The following is a 17,602-nucleotide window of genomic DNA, read 5'->3' on the forward strand; positions in this document are numbered from 1 at the left end:
TGTAGGAGAAGTCTCTCCTTTTTTAGTACAATTAGGAGGTAGTTTAAGATGGGTTTATCTACAATAAAACGTCACGTAGTTAAAGAAAATATGAAACAAGGTATGTATGATCTAGTCGTTGTCGGTGGCGGTATTACAGGGGCAGGTATCGCGCTAGATGCATCAGCACGTGGTATGAAAGTGGCACTTGTTGAAATGCAAGACTTCGCACAAGGGACAAGTTCTCGTTCAACAAAACTTGTACACGGTGGTTTACGTTACTTAAAACAATTACAAGTGGGCGTTGTTGCTGAAACTGGTAAAGAACGTGCAATTGTATATGAAAATGGACCACACGTAACAACACCAGAATGGATGTTATTACCAATGCATAAAGGTGGTACATTTGGTAAGTTCTCAACATCTATCGGTTTAGGCATGTACGATCGACTTGCTGGTGTTAAAAAGTCAGAACGTAAAAAATGTTAAGTAAACAACAGACAATGGACAAAGAACCATTAGTGAAACAAGAAGGTTTAAAAGGTGGCGGATACTATGTTGAATATCGTACAGATGACGCCCGCTTAACAATCGAAGTAATGAAAAAAGCAGCAGAACAAGGTGCTGACATTATTAACTACGCAAAAGTTACAAACTTCTTATATAACAATAAAGAAAAAGTAACGGGTGTTGCTGTGACTGATGTTTTAGAAAATGATTCATTTGAAATTCATGCGAAAAAAGTTGTCAATGCAACAGGTCCATGGGTAGATGAAGTACGTCGTGCAGACTACTCTAAAAACAATAAACAACTTCGCCTCACAAAAGGGGTACACGTGGTTATCGACCAATCAAAATTCCCATTACAACAAGCGGTATATTTTGATACAGAACATGATGGTCGTATGATCTTCGCAATTCCACGTGATGGTAAAGCATATGTGGGTACAACAGATACATTCTATGACAATGACAAATCAAATCCACAAGTAAACCAAGAAGATCGAGATTATTTAATTGATGCAATCAACTACATGTTCCCAACAGTAGATGTGTCTGATAGTGATATCGAATCAACTTGGGCTGGTGTCCGTCCATTGATTCTTGAAGAAGGTAAAGATCCTTCAGAGATTTCACGTAAAGATGAAGTTTGGGAAGGTAAATCAGGTCTCCTAACAATTGCGGGAGGTAAGTTAACAGGTTACCGTCATATGGCTGCTGATATTATGGATCTCGTTGAAAAACGTCTTAAACAAGAATATGGCGATAAATTCAAAGACGTAGATACAAAACATATTACAATTTCTGGCGGTGACGTCGGTGGAAGTGCCAACTTCGAAAACTTCGTACAAGAAAAAGTAGAAGCAGCACGTAAGTTTAACCTAGATCCAGAACTTGCTGAATTCTTTGCACGTCGCTATGGTTCAAACGTGGATCAAATCTTTGAAATTGCACAAATCGCGCAATATCAAAACACAGGATTACCATTAGATGTTTATGTAGAACTTGTCTATGGCGTACAACATGAATTAGTTGTAAAACCAACTGACTTCTTCGTGCGTCGTACAGGCGATATCTACTTCAATATTGATTCAGTTATTCAATACAAAGACATCGTCACAGACATTCTTGCTGATCTTGTTGGCTATGATGAACCAACAAAAGCACGCTACAAAGCAGAGCTTGAAAAAGCAATTGATGAAGCACGATTTGGTCAACATCAACCAGCTGAAGCTTAATATCCATATAGGATTCCTCAATGTGTATCATTAAATAATAGAGAAAAGACCATTAGTTGGGAATACACCATTACTAATGGTCTTTTTGTTAGATAAAATAGCTAATATCTGTAAACTATTACATAAATTTACGGATATTTGTCCCTAGAAAATACGTGTTTCTATTCAATTCTTAAACGTCATTTTTTTCATTAAATAAATTTTATCATTTATTTTAAGGTGTTATACTCCCTTCAAGTATTGCCATATGGTAAAGTTAAAGTAACAACTTAGACGGAAAGGATGAAAAGGCTATGAAACATGAATCAATGAAGATGACCATGTCGGATGGGGTCATGTTAGAAACGAAACTTGATAGAACAAGTCGAGATGCAGTGGGTATCGTACATATTTTTCATGGCATGGCAGAACATATGAATCGTTATACACCACTTGTTGAGAAACTAAATGATCGTGGCTATCATGTGATTCGCCATAATCATCGAGGCCATGGTGTAGACATTGAAGGCATTCGTGGTCATTATGACTCAATGGAACAAGTGGTATCTGATGCATATGAAGTACAAACCACTTTACGTGGAAATCTTGATACAACATTGCCTTGTATCGTATTAGGGCACTCAATGGGCTCTATTATTGCACGTCAATTTGCTGTGACTTATCCCAATACATTTCAAGGTCTTATTCTGAGTGGAACGGGTTACTATGCGAAGTGGCAAGGGAATCTGGCAAAAATATTTTTAAAACTGATTACACTCATTTTTGGAAGAAAAAAGAGATTAAACTGGGTGAATCATATTGTGACAGGTCGCTTCAACAAACAGTTTAAACCATCAAGAACACCGAGTGATTGGTTGAGTACGGATGAACAAGAAGTAGATAAATTCATGGCAGATCCTTATTCTGGGTTCAACGTGTCCAATCAACTGGTTTATAGTGTGACAAAAAGTATGATGCATACAGGGAAAGTAAACATTATTCAACGCATGAATACACAGATGCCTGTTTTATTAATTTCAGGTAAAGATGATCCATTTGGTGAAAATGGCAAAGGCGTTCGACGTCTTGCTAGCCAACTCAAAAAGGGTGGCGTCCAACACATTACTGTTCAACTTTATCCTCATAAACGTCATGAAGTCCTTTTTGACCATGACTATGAGACTGTATGGAAACATATGCTAGAATGGATAAGTCGTCAAATCATACAAAAACGAGAAGTGAGTGAAAAGAATGAGTGAATCAAAACCTTTTGTCGTTGTTATCGTAGGTCCTACTGCAAGTGGCAAAACAGCCTTAAGTATTGAATTAGCCAAAGCAGTAGATGGTGAGGTTATCAGTGGAGATTCCATGCAAGTTTATAAAGGAATGGATATCGGTACAGCCAAAATAACCGAAGAGGAAATGGCAGGTGTGCCACACCATTTAATTGATATTTTGAATCCAGATGAACCATTCTCAGCCTTTGACTTTCAAAAACGCGTCAAACCCTTGATTGAGGAAATTACTGCTCGTGGCAAAGTACCTATCATTGCAGGTGGTACAGGCCTTTACATACAGTCCGTATTATATGACTATCAATTTGATGATGAGCAAGTAACACCTGAGCAAGCAAAACTTGTAGAAGAGAAAATGGTTAAATTATCATCCTATTCAAATGAAGCACTTCACGATTACTTAGGGACGTTTGATCCAGTATCTCAAGAAGCGATTCACCCAAATAATCGTCAAAGAGTAGAACGTGCCATCGCGTATTATTTTAAAACAAAAAAACTTATGAGTAATCGCAAGAAAAGTACCCAGTTAACAGAAAATTATGATACATTAATAGCAGGGATAGAAATGTCGCGCGAAACATTATATCAAAGAATAAACAAACGCGTCGATATCATGTTGTCTCAAGGTTTATTGGATGAAGTGCAAGAACTGATTGATCAAGGTTTTTTATCGTGTCAGAGTATGCAAGCCATAGGATATAAAGAAATGATTCCTGTCATAACAAATAATATGGATGTTGAGATTGCAACTGAACAGTTGAAACAACATTCACGCAACTATGCAAAAAGGCAGATGACCTGGTTCAAAAACAAATTAGATGTTCACTGGTTAGATAGAGAGAAGATGTCACTTACTTCAATGTTATCTGAGCTCACAACCCAAATAAACAAAAGGAGATCGTAAAATGGTTGAGAAAAGAAACATTCAAGATGAGTACCTTGAAACTTTCAAGAATGAGGAGAAGGAACTGACAGTCTTTTTGACGAACGGTTTCCAATTGCGTGGAAAACTGCACGACTATGATAAGTATGTCATTGACTTTCTCTCACAAGATCGACATCATTTAATCTATAAGCATGCAATTAGTACGTTTGTAGAGGGAGCACAATAACTTTGAACCGACCTCAACACCAATATATTGGTTAAGTCGAAATTCTGCTAAAAAGAGGATTTATCATTGAACATTGTGTCATGATTCGGAGCATCACACCATTTGAGCGTGTGGTGCTTTTTTTAATGAATCGAAATCATGAGCATTTTTTTGAGATGTGATTCTATTAAAAAACAAGCGCTTCACATCGTGTGACACGCTTGTTTTTGTATGATTATAATATCTTTTCAATGGCACCTTTTAACTTTTCAGGTGTTTTTTGTGGAGAATAGCGGTGTACAACTTCACCGTTACGATCGATTAAGAATTTTGTAAAGTTCCATTTAATATTTTCTCCTAATACACCAGATTGTTGTTCTTTCAAGTGTTTAAATAGTGGGTGTGCATTTTCGCCATTTACATCAATTTTTTCATGCATTGGGAAAGTGACGCCATAGTTTAATTTACAGTTTGTTTCGGCTTCTTGTCCTGTCCCTGGTTCTTGTTTACCGAATTGGTTACAAGGAAAACCGAGTACTGTAAATCCTTGGTCTTTGTATGTTTGATATAATTCTTCTAATCCACCAAATTGTGATGTGAAGCCACACTCGCTTGCTGTATTGACAATGAGTAAAACCTCACCTTTATATTTTTCAAGTGGATAAGTTGTACCATCTGTTTTAGTTACTTCGATATCGTATAAACTCATAACGACCACTCCTTTATAAATAATATAGCACATTCCGAGTGCATAGTCTTAATAGGCACTCTGTGATACAATAATGTGTATTATGTCTAAAGAATATATGGTGATAAGCATGCAAAAACAAAAACCAATCTCGACAAAAAAGGTACGTGAAAAAGCAGTATTGATAGGGGTGGACCTCTATCAATCAGAATATGATTTTGATAGTACAATGCAAGAGTTAGAGGCATTGGCGAATACATGTGAACTTGATGTTAAAGGTGATTTTTCACAACGTAAAAACTTTGTAGATCAACGTTATTATGTCGGAAAAGGGAAACTACAAGAAATAGAAGATTTTATTGAATTTCATGAAATCGACGTGTTAGTCGCAAATGATGAGTTAACAACAGCCCAATCGAAAAACTTAAATCAAAGGCTAGGCATTAAAATTATTGATCGAACACAGTTGATATTAGAAATATTTGCCTTGAGAGCGAAGAGTCGAGAAGGGCAGCTACAAGTTGAATATGCACAATTGGATTACTTACTACCACGTTTGATGGGGCATGGTAAGAGCTTGTCACGTCTCGGGGGAGGAATTGGGACAAGAGGCCCTGGTGAGACGAAGTTAGAAACGGATCGTCGTCATATTCGAACGCGTATGACAGAAATCAGGCGAAAGTTGGAAGAAGTTTCAGCACATCGAGAACGCTATCGTCAAAAGCGTGACCAACAAGATATCTTTCAAATCGCACTGGTCGGTTATACGAATGCTGGGAAATCGTCTTGGTTTAATACATTAACGGAGGCTGGTACTTACGAAAAAGACCAGCTATTTGCGACCTTGGATCCAAAAACACGTCAATTGAAATTGAATGAAGGATTTGAAGTAGTGATATCAGATACAGTTGGATTTATTCAAAAATTGCCAACAACACTTATTGAAGCATTCAAATCAACATTAGAAGAAGCGAAACGTGCCGATATGTTATTACATGTTGTCGATGCAAGTCATCCAGATTATAAATCGCAATATGATACTGTAAATGACTTGATCAAGACATTAGATATGGATAACATTCCACAAATCGTCTTGTTTAATAAGCGAGACCTACACAGTGGTCCACGTCCAGTGACAAACAAACCAATGGTATTCGTATCCTCAAAAAATGAAGATGATATTGAAAAAGTAAAATCCATATTGATTTCTCAAATGAAAGAACAGATGACGTATTATCAAATTGAAGTACCGAGTCATGAAGCGAAACAGTTGTATGACTTGAAGCAACACACCCTTGTAACGTATCTTGAGTTTGATGAAACGACAAACAATTATAGAGTTGAAGGATATAAAAAATATAGAAAGTAGCGAGAACATGAAAGACTTATCACAATTGATTACAGAAGTAGAAGAAACACTCACACCATATTTTAAAGAAATAGAGAAGCGCGCTTATGACAATCAAGCAAAAGTGCTAGATGCTTTTCATAAAGTTAAAATTACAGAAACAGATTTACAAGGTTCAACGGGATACGGTTATGACGATTTTGGTCGAGATCATTTAGAAGCGGTATATGCTGAAACATTTAAAGCAGAGGATGCATTGGTACGACTGCAAATTATCTCAGGAACACACGCAATTACGGTAGCACTGCAAAGTTTGTTGAAACCTGGAGATGCACTGATGTATATCACTGGCAGTCCTTATGACACGTTACTTGAAGTAATCGGGGTCAATGGTTCTGGGATTGAGAGCTTAAAAGAATATGGCGTTGAATATCAAGAAGTACCACTGAATCAAGGTTCAATAGATGTCAAAGCCGTATTAGAAGCTGTGACGCCTAAAACAAAAGTCATCGCGATACAACGTTCAAAAGGTTATGATCAACGACCATCTATTACAGTAGATGAAATTGAAAAGGCTATTTCACAAATTAAAGCTGTCCATCCAGAATTGATTGTGTTTGTAGATAACTGTTATGGTGAGTTTGTGGAAACACGTGAACCAATTGAAGTAGGAGCAGATTTAATTGCAGGATCACTGATTAAAAACCCAGGTGGAGGACTTGCGAAAATCGGCGGATACATTGCAGGCCGCAAAGATCTTGTAGAACGTTGTGGCTATCGCTTAACGGCACCTGGTATCGGTAAGGAAGCAGGCGCTTCATTGAATGCATTGCACGAAATGTATCAAGGTTTCTTTATGAGTCCACATGTGGTAAGTCAAAGTTTAAAAGGCGCCTTATTTACAAGTCTGTTGTTGGAACGTTGTAATATGCAGACAACACCAAGTTACGATGCACCAAGAACGGATTTAATTCAAACTGTTTCATTTAATAGTGCAGAACAGATGATTCAATTCTGCCAGAGCATTCAAGCTGCTTCACCTGTCAATGCACACTTCAGCCCTGAACCAAGCTATATGCCAGGGTATGAAGACGATGTGATCATGGCAGCAGGAACATTTATTCAAGGTGCATCAATTGAATTGACTGCAGATGGTCCAATCCGTGCACCATATGAAGTATACGTTCAAGGTGGTTTAACATACGAACATGTTAAAATTGCCGTGACACGTGCCGTTGAAAAAATGTTAAACGAAGGACTTATTTCCATTTAGATTTTAACCTCCATCTTATGAAAGGTGGGGGTTTTTGTATGTGTGAAAAGTCAATGAGACCAATATCTTTAAAACGTATAACATTAAAGGTTAAATTTCATGTAAGGTTTTCTTACATATTTTTGAAATGCAGAAAAATTTGTGCTAATGTTAAGACAGTTCAAAAGTTCAAGGAGATGGCATAGATGAGCAATGATACAATTCGACGTAATATGCCAGTGTTTCCGATGCGTGTTGTTAGTCAGTTAACGGAGCTCACACCGAGACAAATTCGTTACTATGAAACACATGAACTGATCCATCCCTTTCGCACAGATGGAAGCAAACGACTTTTTTCATTAAATGATGTTGAAATTCTACTTTCTATTAAACATCTATTGGAAAAGGGATTTAACATGAAAGGGATTAAGCAAATTATGTTAGCAGAAGATGGCAGTACATTAAATGATGAAGAAGAGCGTCTAAGAAAACAAATGATCGTGGATACGACGCAAAAACCACAACATGAATCCATTCCACTGAATCGTGGCGACTTATCGCGCTTTTTTAAATAATTCTTACTGGGGGACAGAATGCAATGACAAAGCAAAAGTTTACGAAAGATGACATTAGAAGATTTGCCGAGGAACAAGATGTTCGTTATTTACGATTACAATTCACGGATATTCTAGGCACAATCAAAAATGTTGAAGTACCTGTGAGTCAATTGGAAAAAGTTTTAAACAATGAAATGATGTTTGATGGTTCTTCTATTGAAGGATTTGTTCGTATTGAAGAGTCAGATATGTACCTATATCCAGACCTTGATACTTGGGTAATCTTCCCATGGACAGCAGGAAAAGGCAAAGTTGCACGTTTAATTTGTGACGTTTATACAACAGAACACAAACCATTCGCAGGAGATCCTCGTAGTAACTTAAAACGCGTCTTAAAAGAAATGGAAGACCTTGGTTACACAAGCTTTAATCTAGGGCCTGAACCAGAATTCTTCTTATTCAAACTTGATGAAAAAGGCGAACCAACAATGGAATTAAATGACCATGGTGGTTACTTCGACTTAGCACCAACAGACTTAGGTGAAAACTGCCGTCGTGACATTGTACTTGAATTAGAAGACATGGGCTTTGATATTGAAGCATCTCACCATGAGGTTGCACCAGGACAACACGAAATTGACTTCAAATATGCAGATGCCATCACAGCTTGTGACAACATCCAAACATTCAAATTGGTTGTTAAAACAATTGCGCGTAAACACAACTTACATGCAACATTTATGCCAAAACCATTATTCGGTGTAAACGGAAGCGGTATGCACTTTAACGTGTCATTATTCAAAGGCAAAGAAAATGCTTTCTATGATGAAAATGGCGAAATGCAATTAACAAAAGATGCATATCACTTTATTGCAGGATGTATGAAAAATGCACGTGGTTATACAGCAGTATGTAACCCACTTGTTAACTCATACAAACGTTTAGTTCCAGGTTACGAAGCTCCAAGTTATATCGCTTGGAGTGGTAAAAACCGTTCACCATTAGTACGTGTCCCAACTTCACGTGGCTTGTCAACACGTGTAGAAATCCGTTCAGTCGACCCAGCAGCAAACCCATATATGGCGCTTGCAACGATTTTACAAGCTGGTTTAGATGGTATTAAAAATAAATTAGAAGTACCAAAACCAGTTAACCAAAACATCTATGAAATGAACCGTGAAGAACGTGAAGCGGTAGGTATTGAAGATTTACCATCAACACTTTACACAGCATTAAAAGCAATGCGTGAAAATGAAGTGGTAAAAGATGCACTAGGTGAGCACATCTACAACCAATTCATTAACTCTAAATCAATTGAGTGGGATTACTACCGTACGCAAGTTTCGAAATGGGAAATTGAACAATACATGAAACAATACTAATATTTGAAACCCTTGAGGCTATAGGTCTTGAGGGTTTTTTACTTTTCAAATTGGTTGTTTACAATAATAGTTGGTCAACTTATGGGCATTTATATTTCTTAAAGATTCAGTACATATAGTTGGAAAGAAAGATGGAATGAAAATATAGGGGTAGAAGGGGATTTTAATGAAAACAGAATTAACGAGATATAAAGTGAAAGATGGAAAAACGGACAAAGTTGAAGAATGGTTGAATTTTTTGAATGAGCATATGAAAGATGTTTTGATTACGCTTGAAAACGAAAAAATGTTTGTTGAAACAATTTTTAAAGAAACACTTGATGGAGTCGAATATTTATATTGGTATTCAATTGAAGGGGAAAATGGTCAAGATGTTTCGGATTCTGAGCATTGGATTGATAAAAAACACATAGAATACTGGGAAGAGTGTATAGATATGACTGCTGCACCTGTTGACATAGATGCTAGGGTTGTAATGATTCCTGAGAGAATAAGAAATGTTATGAAATAAGGGAAGAAATAACAGAAGATGAAGGTTGATTGAGCAAAATTAAAATAATTTTTAAGAAACTGATCTAGTAAGTATCATAGATGGAAAATAAAATGAAAATTATTTTGGCTAGATCTATAAATAGAATTTAAAGTATTTGCTGATTAATTAAAAAATCTAGGGTATAATGACGCTAGAGGTTTTAGTACTCTGTAATTTTAGGTATAAGTGAAACTATTCTAAAGAGAAGATTACAGCAGATAGTGGTTTTAGTACTCTGTAATTTTAGGTATAAGTGAAACTCGTCTAGAAGAATACGCATACGTGCAGCGTTTTAGTACTCTGTAATTTTAGGTATAAGTGAAACTGATACAAGAGATTGTGATAGATGACGAAGGTTTTAGTACTCTGTAATTTTAGGTATAAGTGAAACACCAATGGCTTCACCACGTCCACGCTTTACGTTTTAGTACTCTGTAATTTTAGGTATAAGTGAAACAAAGACTAGGTCATAAAACGATGGCTGTAAGTTTTAGTACTCTGTAATTTTAGGTATAAGTGAGACTTTCTATTCATTCGATTATAGTATCCACATGTTTTAGTACTCTGTAACTTACTTAATTCATAAGTTCGCCTGTAATCTCTAGTGCATATTATTATATTTTTATGTGCTTTTTGAGAATAAGTGGCTTTGCACTTTGAATCCTTAATTATTTTAATATGTTAAGGTTTGATTTTTGGTATAGAATTATATACTATCCTTAAAAATTTATTGAGAATTATTAAAGAATATCTTGACGATTTTTAAATAAGTTGGTATGGTATAAGTATAGGCGACGGCCTATACTTATACCTAAAAATTACAGAATCTACTAAAACAAGACTATATGTCGTGTTTATCCCATCTATTAAATAGGTGGGATTTTTTTGTTTATGATTTCTAAAATCATTATTTATTATTGTAATCTATAAAAATTAAATCCCGTCTAAATTTAAGATGATATTTTAAAAATCAGATAATTCACTTATAATTAAATTGTATTTGAATTAGGAGGTTATGCTATGTCATATCAATATATTTTAGGTCTTGATATTGGGATTGGCTCAGTAGGCTATGGGTTAATCGATTTTAAGACTCAGAAAATTATAGACGCAGGTGTTCGTTTATTTCCTGAAGCTAATGCAGATAACAACTTAGGTCGACGAGCAAAACGTGGTGCAAGGCGTTTAATGAGAAGGCGTATACATCGTTTAGACCGAATTAAAGATTTATTGTCAGAATATAAAATTATTTCAGAAGAACAGCCGGTTAATAATAAGCCATATGATATAAGAGTTAAAGGTTTAACTGAAGCATTATCTAAAGATGAACTAGCAGTAGCTTTATTACATATCGCCAAACGTCGTGGAATCCATAATGTTAATATTGCAATGAGTGATGATGATTCGTCTTCAGGCAGTCTATCAACTAAAGATCAACTTAATAAAAATGCAAAAGCACTTGAAGATCGATATGTATGTGAACTTCAAAAAGAGCGCTTAGACACTGAGGGTAAAGTTCGAGGCGTTGAAAATAGATTCCATACAAAAGATATTATTCGTGAAGTCAAAAAACTGTTAGATACGCAAAAACAATTTCATTCAGAGATTGATGATGATTTTATAAATAAATATATAACACTAGTAGAAACGCGTCGTGAATATTTTGAAGGGCCAGGGAAAGGAAGTCCATATGGTTGGGATGCCGATATAAAGAAATGGTATCAACTTATGATGGGACATTGTACATATTTTCCAGAAGAATTACGAAGTGTGAAATATGCGTATACAGCTGATTTATTTAATGCGCTTAATGATTTGAATAATTTAACGATTTCAAGAGATGAAAATAACAAACTAGAGTATTTTGAAAAGTATCATATTATTGAAAATGTATTTAAACAAAAGAAAAATCCAACGTTAAAACAAATTGCTAAAGAAATTGGTGTAGATGAAATTGATATTTCTGGATATCGTATTACTAAGTCAGGAAAACCACAATTTACAAACTTTAAATTATTTCATGATTTAAAAAATGCTGTAAAAGATCAGTCTATTTTAGAAGATATTTCTTTAATGGATCAAATAGCAGAGATATTAACGATTTATCAAGATAAAGATTCAATTATTGAAGAACTCGGACAACTGGAGCACTTACTAAGTGAAAGTGATAAACATGCAATTGCTGAGTTTACTGGTTATACAGGGACTCATCGTTTATCGCTTAAATGCATGAACATGGTTATTGATGAATTATGGCATTCTCAAAAGAACCAAATGGAAATTTTCACATACTTAAATATACGTCCTAAAAAGTTTGAACTAGAAGGGTTGAAAAATATTCCAACTAATATGATTGAAGATGCGATATTATCACCAGTTGTTAAAAGATCTTTTAAACAAGCAATTGGTGTCGTTAACGCGATTATTAAAAAGTATGGTTTACCAAAAGATATTATTATCGAATTAGCAAGAGAGTCTAATTCAGCTGAACAACGTAAGTATTTAAATGACATTCAAAAGAAGAATGAAAAAACAAGAAAACAAATTGAAGAAATTATTAAAGAATATGGGAATGAAAATGCAAAAAGACTGATTCAAAAAATCAAGTTACATGATGCACAGGAAGGAAAATGTTTATATTCACTAAAAGCCATTCCACTTGAGGATTTATTACGTAATCCTAAAAATTACGAAGTAGACCATATCATTCCAAGATCAGTGTCATTTGATGATTCAATGCATAATAAAGTGTTAGTGCGTAGTAATCAAAATGCAAAGAAAAATAATCGCACACCATATCAATATTTAACATCATCTGATGCAGATATTAGTTATGCAGAATTTAAGCAACATGTGTTAAATCTTGCAAAGAATAAAGATAGAATGAGTAGGAAAAAACGAGAATATCTATTGGAAGAAAGAGATATTAATAAATATGATATTCAGAAAGAGTTTGTCAATAGAAATCTCGTAGACACACGTTACACAACAAGAGAATTGACAACGTTGCTAAAAGCTTATTTCAGTATTAATAACCTTGATGTAAAAGTTAAGACAATCAACGGTAGCTTTACTGACTTTTTACGTAAAAGATGGCGCTTCAAGAAAGACCGTAATGAAGGATATAAACACCATGCAGAAGATGCGCTTATAATCGCAAAAGCAGATTTTCTTTTTAAAGAACATAAATTATTAAAAGAACTTAAAGATGTTTCGGAATTGGCTGTTGCTGAAAACACGTCAGCGGTAAAAAGTGAAGACCAGTATGAAGAAGTATTTGGTGGTTACCATCAAATTGAAGATATAAAAAATTATAATATCACCAAATTTTCACATCGTGTCGATAAAAAACCAAATCGTCAATTAATAAATGACACAATATATTCAACAAGAACAAAGAATGACGAAACTTATGTGATTAATACTTTGAAAAATCTGTATGATAAGTCTAATGACAAAGTGAAAAAGCTTTATAATAAGAATCCAGAAAACTTTTTAATGTATCATCACGATACACAAACTTTTAAAAAATTAGCTACTATTATGGAACAATATAGCGATGAGAAAAACCCACTCGCAAAGTATTATGAAGAAACAGGACACTATTTAACAAAATATGCTAAAAAAGGCAATGGTCCAGCTGTTCGTAAGTTGAAATACTACGGTGATAGATTGGGTGAACATTTAGATATAACTAAAAAATATAATTCGACTAAAAATAAAGTAGTTCAGCTTTCAAAAAGTTCTTTTAGATTTGATATCTATAAGGGCGAAAAAGGATTTAAAATGATTAGTATTCCATATATTGATTTGGAAAATAAAAAAAATTATTATGTAATTGACCAAACATATTATAATCATCTGAAAAATGAAAAGAAAATTTTTGGAAATGATATTTTTATTGGAAGTTTCTATACAAACGATATTATTGCAATTAATGGAAATAGATATAGAGTTATTGGTGTGAATAATAATAAAACTAACCGGATTGAAGTTGATAAAATTCATATTAGACAAACAGATTATGTTAAGAGTAACAATGTAAAAGAATCTAGACGTTTATTACCAACTATTGGTAACAAAATAAGTAACATTGAAAAATACCACACTGATATTTTAGGAAATATGTACAAGCAACAAAGACCAAAAGCACCACAGCTTGTATTTAAAAAAGGATAAGTGCTATGGGATGGCGTGTTGTATATATTTCAGACGTTGATAAACTCTCATTGCATCTAGACAGTTTGAAAATTAAAAAAGGGGACGACGAGTATAAAGTCCCCTTGAATGATATTTATGCTTTGGTTATTGAAGATTTGACGATTTCTTTGACTTCGCGACTGATTGTTGCTTTATCAAACCATAATATACTAGTTATTTTTTGTAACCAGAAACATTTACCTGAATGTGTCATACATCCGATATCAGGCCACTTTAATCAATATTCACAAATGAAAAATCAGTTGATGTGGGATGAAGCTAATAAAGAAATGTTATAGCGTGAAATTGTTAAACAAAAAATTCATAATCAAATTCATTGTATGAAATATAATGCAATTGTACCTGAAAGAATTGAAAAAATGATAAGTTTGAAAGAAAATGTGTTGCTCAAAGATCGACAGAATATTGAAGGTCAAGCAGCGAAGTACTATTTTAATAGCTTTTTCAAAGATTTTACACGTGATGATGAGACATTGGTTGAAAATGCAGTGCTCAATTATGGATATACCATTCTGAATGCAGCAATCGCACGTACAATTGTCGCGAAAGGCTTGATTCCAGCAATGGGCATTCATCATATCGGTGGACGAAATCATTTTAATTTAGCATCTGATTTTTTAGAACCTTTTAGACCAGTCGTTGATTTATTTTTGTTAAAGTGTCCACCAGAAGAATATTTAACACGTGATTATCGACTGCAACTTGTTAATTTAATACATGCTAAAATTTATATAGATGGAAAGTTACAAACTGTGATTCGTGCTATAGAAATTATGGTGCAATCTATTATTGATTATTTTAAAACAGGAAACCTCGATTGCCTAAAATTTCCAGACTTACATAAATACGAGTTTTATGAGTTATAGATTTATGCGCGTTATTTTAATGTTTGATTTACCCGTAGAAACAAAAACACAAAGGCGTATTTATAGTAAGTTTCGAAAGAGGTTATTGGAAGAAGGTTTTCTTATGATGCAATATTCCATTTATATAAAAAGTGTTGCAAATAAAGATGCTGCAAATTATACGATAAGAGCGATTAAACAATTTTTACCACAAGACGGACATGTACGTGCACTGGTTATTACAGAAAAACAATATGAAAAAATGCAAATTTTATTAGGTACTGAAGATAAAAATATTGCAATACTCGGTGACAACAGAACAATCATATTTTGAGGTGGTTTATGGAAGGGACAACTTGGCAAATTATTCAAGGAGATCGTGATGCAATTACATTAAATATGAGCTATTATACTTCTATATTTAACGAGTATGAGACTATAGAAGAGACCTGGCTCATGCAAATTTTTCAGTATTTCCAAAAAAGAAAGCCACAAGGTTTTGAAACAAAAATTATTGATTTAAATGAAGACGAGCAGATCACATCTCAAACTTTTACGGCTTTTTTGATTAGTAATGAAATGATCGAAAATGAACATGGACTCGCTTCATCATCATTACTTTATAAAAGTTTGTCACGTAATTTAAAAAATGATTTTGAAGTTGAAGGGTATTATCAGTCCATTAATGCATTGTTAGAAGATTTGTTAATGAAAGTGAACCATCATTTACCACTTGAAATTAAGCCATACAATGACAAATTATTCATGAAACAGTTGATGTTTTCGTATAGGGAGGATCATCAATATTCTCGACGTCTCAATCGCATATTGCGTATTTTGCCTATACTTATCAATGAGATGAACGAAGTTTCGAGTAATAAAACATTAATCATTTATATGTATCCAGAGTCAAACTTAAGTCCTAAAGAACAAGTTCAGTTAAATACGTATCTTAAATCACTTGAAGTCCCTATCATTGTGTTGACAGGTGTTTCCTTTTTTCTATCTGATACACTTGAAGGAATGAATTATTTAATAAATGATCAACAAATGTTAACAGAATCTCTTATTGAAACACTTGAATGGGATGCACCTATTAACTTTTCGAAAGAGGACATTCAGAAGAGTTTGAAGCAGTTTTTAATTCAATATCATGAAAAATTCGAGTTAAATCCGACCATTTCTAATTATGCAATGAAAGATATTATGCTTTTTAACCCATGTGATTTATACACAGGTCTCAGCTTTTTACATCATTGTAAGCAGCCCTTTAAGTTAGATTTGGATTATGAACAAGTTCCTATCTCATTAGCATCATATATTCGAGATATTTATAAAATGAAAGATTTTTGATGTTGAAAAAAATATATAATTAGCGAACTGTATAGAATGATAATTCAACGTAGACAACTATATAGATACTGTATTTATTTTGTTGTTCATACTATATTAGTAGATACATCAGAAAGTAATTATGATAATATAGTGAATGGGCAAGTTGGATAGATGGTGGCTAATCTCTTAAAAGAGGGGTGATGCCTATGGTTATAGATGTTGCTTCTGGGAAGGAATAGCATGACGGATTATGAAATGCTGATGATTGTAATATCAATCATAGGCTTAGTAATGATAAGTCAAAACAACCATAAAAAATAACCATCCAACTTTAGCCGGCTGATGGTTATTTTTTGAAATACTGACAATTTGGCTACCGTCTTTTTAACGGGCTCAGTGGGGCATGCAGGCGCATGTCCCTTTTATAATTTAACTGTAACATATAGAGTATGTACAAGCAATAATATTCCAAAGTTAGGAATTTTGTAGAACTTAAATACATTATTGATGACTACATTAGTACGATATTTACTTTACTTTCTGACGTATCATTTTAAATGATACGTCAGAAAGTAACTATGGTAATATAGTGAGTGAGCAAGTTGGATAGATGGTGGCTAATCTCTTGAAAAAGGGGTGATGCCTATGGTTATAGATGTTGCTCCTAGGAAGGAATAGCATGACAGATTTTGAAATGCTGATGGTTGTACTAACAATTATTAGCATAGTAATGATGAATCAAAACAACCATAAAAAATAACCATCTAATCAATACTTTGGCGAGTAATTAGATGGTTCAAAAATAATGAAAGCCACCGTCTTTTTAACGGGCTCAGTGGGGCATGTAGACGCATGCCCCTTTTATAATTTAACTGTAACATATGGCGTATGTACAAGCAATAATAATCCATAGAAGGGTACACATTTTAGTTAAACATAAATCAAATTATTTTTTTGCGATAACTTTTAATAATTCAATAATTTCATCATTTTGTTCAACTATTCTTTTGAAATTTTTATTATGCTGGTCAAGTTCGTGCAATATAGCGTAATTTTGGTCAACTAAATCGTTTAGAAAGCTCACTGTTAGAACTGTACCACTATCGTTTCCTCCATGCATAAAGGCATTAAACCATTTAGTACCGTTACTATACATCTGTCTATTTTTTAAATTTGTTACAATAGGCAACATTTCATTTGAAAATTCGGTCATGTGACGTTTTTTAAAATATTTATCTATAGATATTTCCTCTGTAGTTTGATTTAAGTTTTGATTGTTTATAATTTTATTTGCTTTTTTTACAGTTTTCTCATGTGATTTAAAAGGATCATTTTTAAATAAAGCCACTTTAAATTACC

Annotated in this window: 13 protein-coding genes and 2 pseudogenes; 13 read left to right on the top strand and 2 right to left on the bottom strand. The window is 34.0% G+C overall.

Features of this window, described 5'->3' with window-relative positions:
* Positions 1–48: 48 nt before the first annotated feature.
* The 4 genes and pseudogenes from MUA88_RS04855 to hfq all read left to right on the top strand — a co-directional run bounded on the left by MUA88_RS04855 (position 49) and on the right by hfq (position 4,104).
* Positions 49–1,718 (top strand): annotated as a pseudogene (locus MUA88_RS04855) (glycerol-3-phosphate dehydrogenase/oxidase).
* A 293-nt stretch (positions 1,719–2,011) separates the two neighbouring features.
* Entirely contained in the window at positions 2,012–2,956 is a 945-nt protein-coding gene (locus MUA88_RS04860; protein ID WP_262604986.1) for an alpha/beta fold hydrolase, read from the top strand.
* Complete coding sequence (miaA, locus tag MUA88_RS04865; RefSeq protein ID WP_262605894.1) at positions 2,949–3,896, top strand: tRNA (adenosine(37)-N6)-dimethylallyltransferase MiaA; 948 nt, start codon at positions 2,949–2,951, stop codon at positions 3,894–3,896. Before MUA88_RS04860 ends, miaA begins: the two co-directional genes overlap by 8 nt.
* A gap of 1 nt (position 3,897) precedes the next feature.
* Positions 3,898–4,104 (top strand): RNA chaperone Hfq, encoded by a 207-nt coding sequence (hfq, locus tag MUA88_RS04870; RefSeq protein WP_262604988.1) that lies wholly within the window; start codon positions 3,898–3,900, stop codon positions 4,102–4,104.
* A gap of 214 nt (positions 4,105–4,318) precedes the next feature.
* Here hfq and MUA88_RS04875 read toward each other — a convergent pair whose 3' ends face one another.
* Positions 4,319–4,792 (bottom strand): glutathione peroxidase, encoded by a 474-nt coding sequence (locus MUA88_RS04875; RefSeq protein WP_262604989.1) that lies wholly within the window; start codon positions 4,790–4,792, stop codon positions 4,319–4,321.
* 109 nt (positions 4,793–4,901) lie between these two features.
* Between MUA88_RS04875 and hflX the strand changes: the two genes are divergently transcribed.
* From hflX to MUA88_RS04920, 9 genes and pseudogenes are all read left to right on the top strand, one after another.
* Complete coding sequence (gene hflX, locus MUA88_RS04880) at positions 4,902–6,140, top strand: GTPase HflX (protein ID WP_262605895.1); 1,239 nt, start codon at positions 4,902–4,904, stop codon at positions 6,138–6,140.
* Between the two features lie 7 nt (positions 6,141–6,147).
* The gene (locus MUA88_RS04885) at positions 6,148–7,392 is read left to right on the top strand and encodes a methionine gamma-lyase family protein (protein ID WP_262604990.1); all 1,245 of its coding nucleotides are present in this window, start codon (positions 6,148–6,150) and stop codon (positions 7,390–7,392) included.
* A 185-nt stretch (positions 7,393–7,577) separates the two neighbouring features.
* Positions 7,578–7,946, top strand: a complete 369-nt coding sequence (locus MUA88_RS04890; protein WP_262604991.1) for a MerR family transcriptional regulator — start codon at positions 7,578–7,580, stop codon at positions 7,944–7,946.
* A 23-nt stretch (positions 7,947–7,969) separates the two neighbouring features.
* Positions 7,970–9,310, top strand: coding sequence for a type I glutamate--ammonia ligase (glnA, locus tag MUA88_RS04895; RefSeq protein ID WP_262604992.1), 1,341 nt, complete (start codon positions 7,970–7,972; stop codon positions 9,308–9,310).
* A 166-nt stretch (positions 9,311–9,476) separates the two neighbouring features.
* On the top strand, positions 9,477–9,821 hold the full coding sequence (locus tag MUA88_RS04900) for a DUF6176 family protein (RefSeq protein WP_262604993.1): 345 nt from the start codon (positions 9,477–9,479) through the stop codon (positions 9,819–9,821).
* A gap of 1,041 nt (positions 9,822–10,862) precedes the next feature.
* Positions 10,863–14,021 carry a type II CRISPR RNA-guided endonuclease Cas9 gene (gene cas9, locus MUA88_RS04905; RefSeq protein ID WP_262605896.1) on the top strand — a complete coding sequence of 1,053 codons (3,159 nt, stop codon included), beginning with the start codon at positions 10,863–10,865 and terminating at the stop codon, positions 14,019–14,021.
* A 5-nt stretch (positions 14,022–14,026) separates the two neighbouring features.
* Positions 14,027–14,929 (top strand): annotated as a pseudogene (cas1, locus tag MUA88_RS04910) (type II CRISPR-associated endonuclease Cas1).
* A 4-nt stretch (positions 14,930–14,933) separates the two neighbouring features.
* Positions 14,934–15,242, top strand: coding sequence for a CRISPR-associated endonuclease Cas2 (gene cas2 / locus MUA88_RS04915; RefSeq protein WP_262604997.1), 309 nt, complete (start codon positions 14,934–14,936; stop codon positions 15,240–15,242).
* 8 nt (positions 15,243–15,250) lie between these two features.
* Positions 15,251–16,261 carry a hypothetical protein gene (locus MUA88_RS04920; protein WP_262604998.1) on the top strand — a complete coding sequence of 337 codons (1,011 nt, stop codon included), beginning with the start codon at positions 15,251–15,253 and terminating at the stop codon, positions 16,259–16,261.
* 928 nt (positions 16,262–17,189) lie between these two features.
* Here the strand turns inward: MUA88_RS04920 and MUA88_RS04925 are convergent.
* Entirely contained in the window at positions 17,190–17,591 is a 402-nt protein-coding gene (locus MUA88_RS04925) for a hypothetical protein (protein ID WP_262604999.1), read from the bottom strand.
* Positions 17,592–17,602: the final 11 nt, after the last annotated feature.

It is taken from the genome of Staphylococcus sp. IVB6240 (genome assembly GCF_025558425.1).
Lineage (GTDB): Bacteria > Bacillota > Bacilli > Staphylococcales > Staphylococcaceae > Staphylococcus.

What these genes read in the sequence shown, in the direction of transcription:
- MUA88_RS04860 (WP_262604986.1), top strand. Translation starts at nt 2,012, where the DNA reads ATGAAACATGAATCAATGAAGATGACCATGTCGGATGGGGTCATGTTA.
- miaA (WP_262605894.1), top strand. Translation starts at nt 2,949, where the DNA reads ATGAGTGAATCAAAACCTTTTGTCGTTGTTATCGTAGGTCCTACTGCA.
- hfq (WP_262604988.1), top strand. Translation starts at nt 3,898, where the DNA reads ATGGTTGAGAAAAGAAACATTCAAGATGAGTACCTTGAAACTTTCAAG.
- MUA88_RS04875 (WP_262604989.1), bottom strand. Translation starts at nt 4,792, where the DNA reads ATGAGTTTATACGATATCGAAGTAACTAAAACAGATGGTACAACTTAT.
- hflX (WP_262605895.1), top strand. Translation starts at nt 4,902, where the DNA reads ATGCAAAAACAAAAACCAATCTCGACAAAAAAGGTACGTGAAAAAGCA.
- MUA88_RS04885 (WP_262604990.1), top strand. Translation starts at nt 6,148, where the DNA reads ATGAAAGACTTATCACAATTGATTACAGAAGTAGAAGAAACACTCACA.
- MUA88_RS04890 (WP_262604991.1), top strand. Translation starts at nt 7,578, where the DNA reads ATGAGCAATGATACAATTCGACGTAATATGCCAGTGTTTCCGATGCGT.
- glnA (WP_262604992.1), top strand. Translation starts at nt 7,970, where the DNA reads ATGACAAAGCAAAAGTTTACGAAAGATGACATTAGAAGATTTGCCGAG.
- MUA88_RS04900 (WP_262604993.1), top strand. Translation starts at nt 9,477, where the DNA reads ATGAAAACAGAATTAACGAGATATAAAGTGAAAGATGGAAAAACGGAC.
- cas9 (WP_262605896.1), top strand. Translation starts at nt 10,863, where the DNA reads ATGTCATATCAATATATTTTAGGTCTTGATATTGGGATTGGCTCAGTA.
- cas2 (WP_262604997.1), top strand. Translation starts at nt 14,934, where the DNA reads ATGCGCGTTATTTTAATGTTTGATTTACCCGTAGAAACAAAAACACAA.
- MUA88_RS04920 (WP_262604998.1), top strand. Translation starts at nt 15,251, where the DNA reads ATGGAAGGGACAACTTGGCAAATTATTCAAGGAGATCGTGATGCAATT.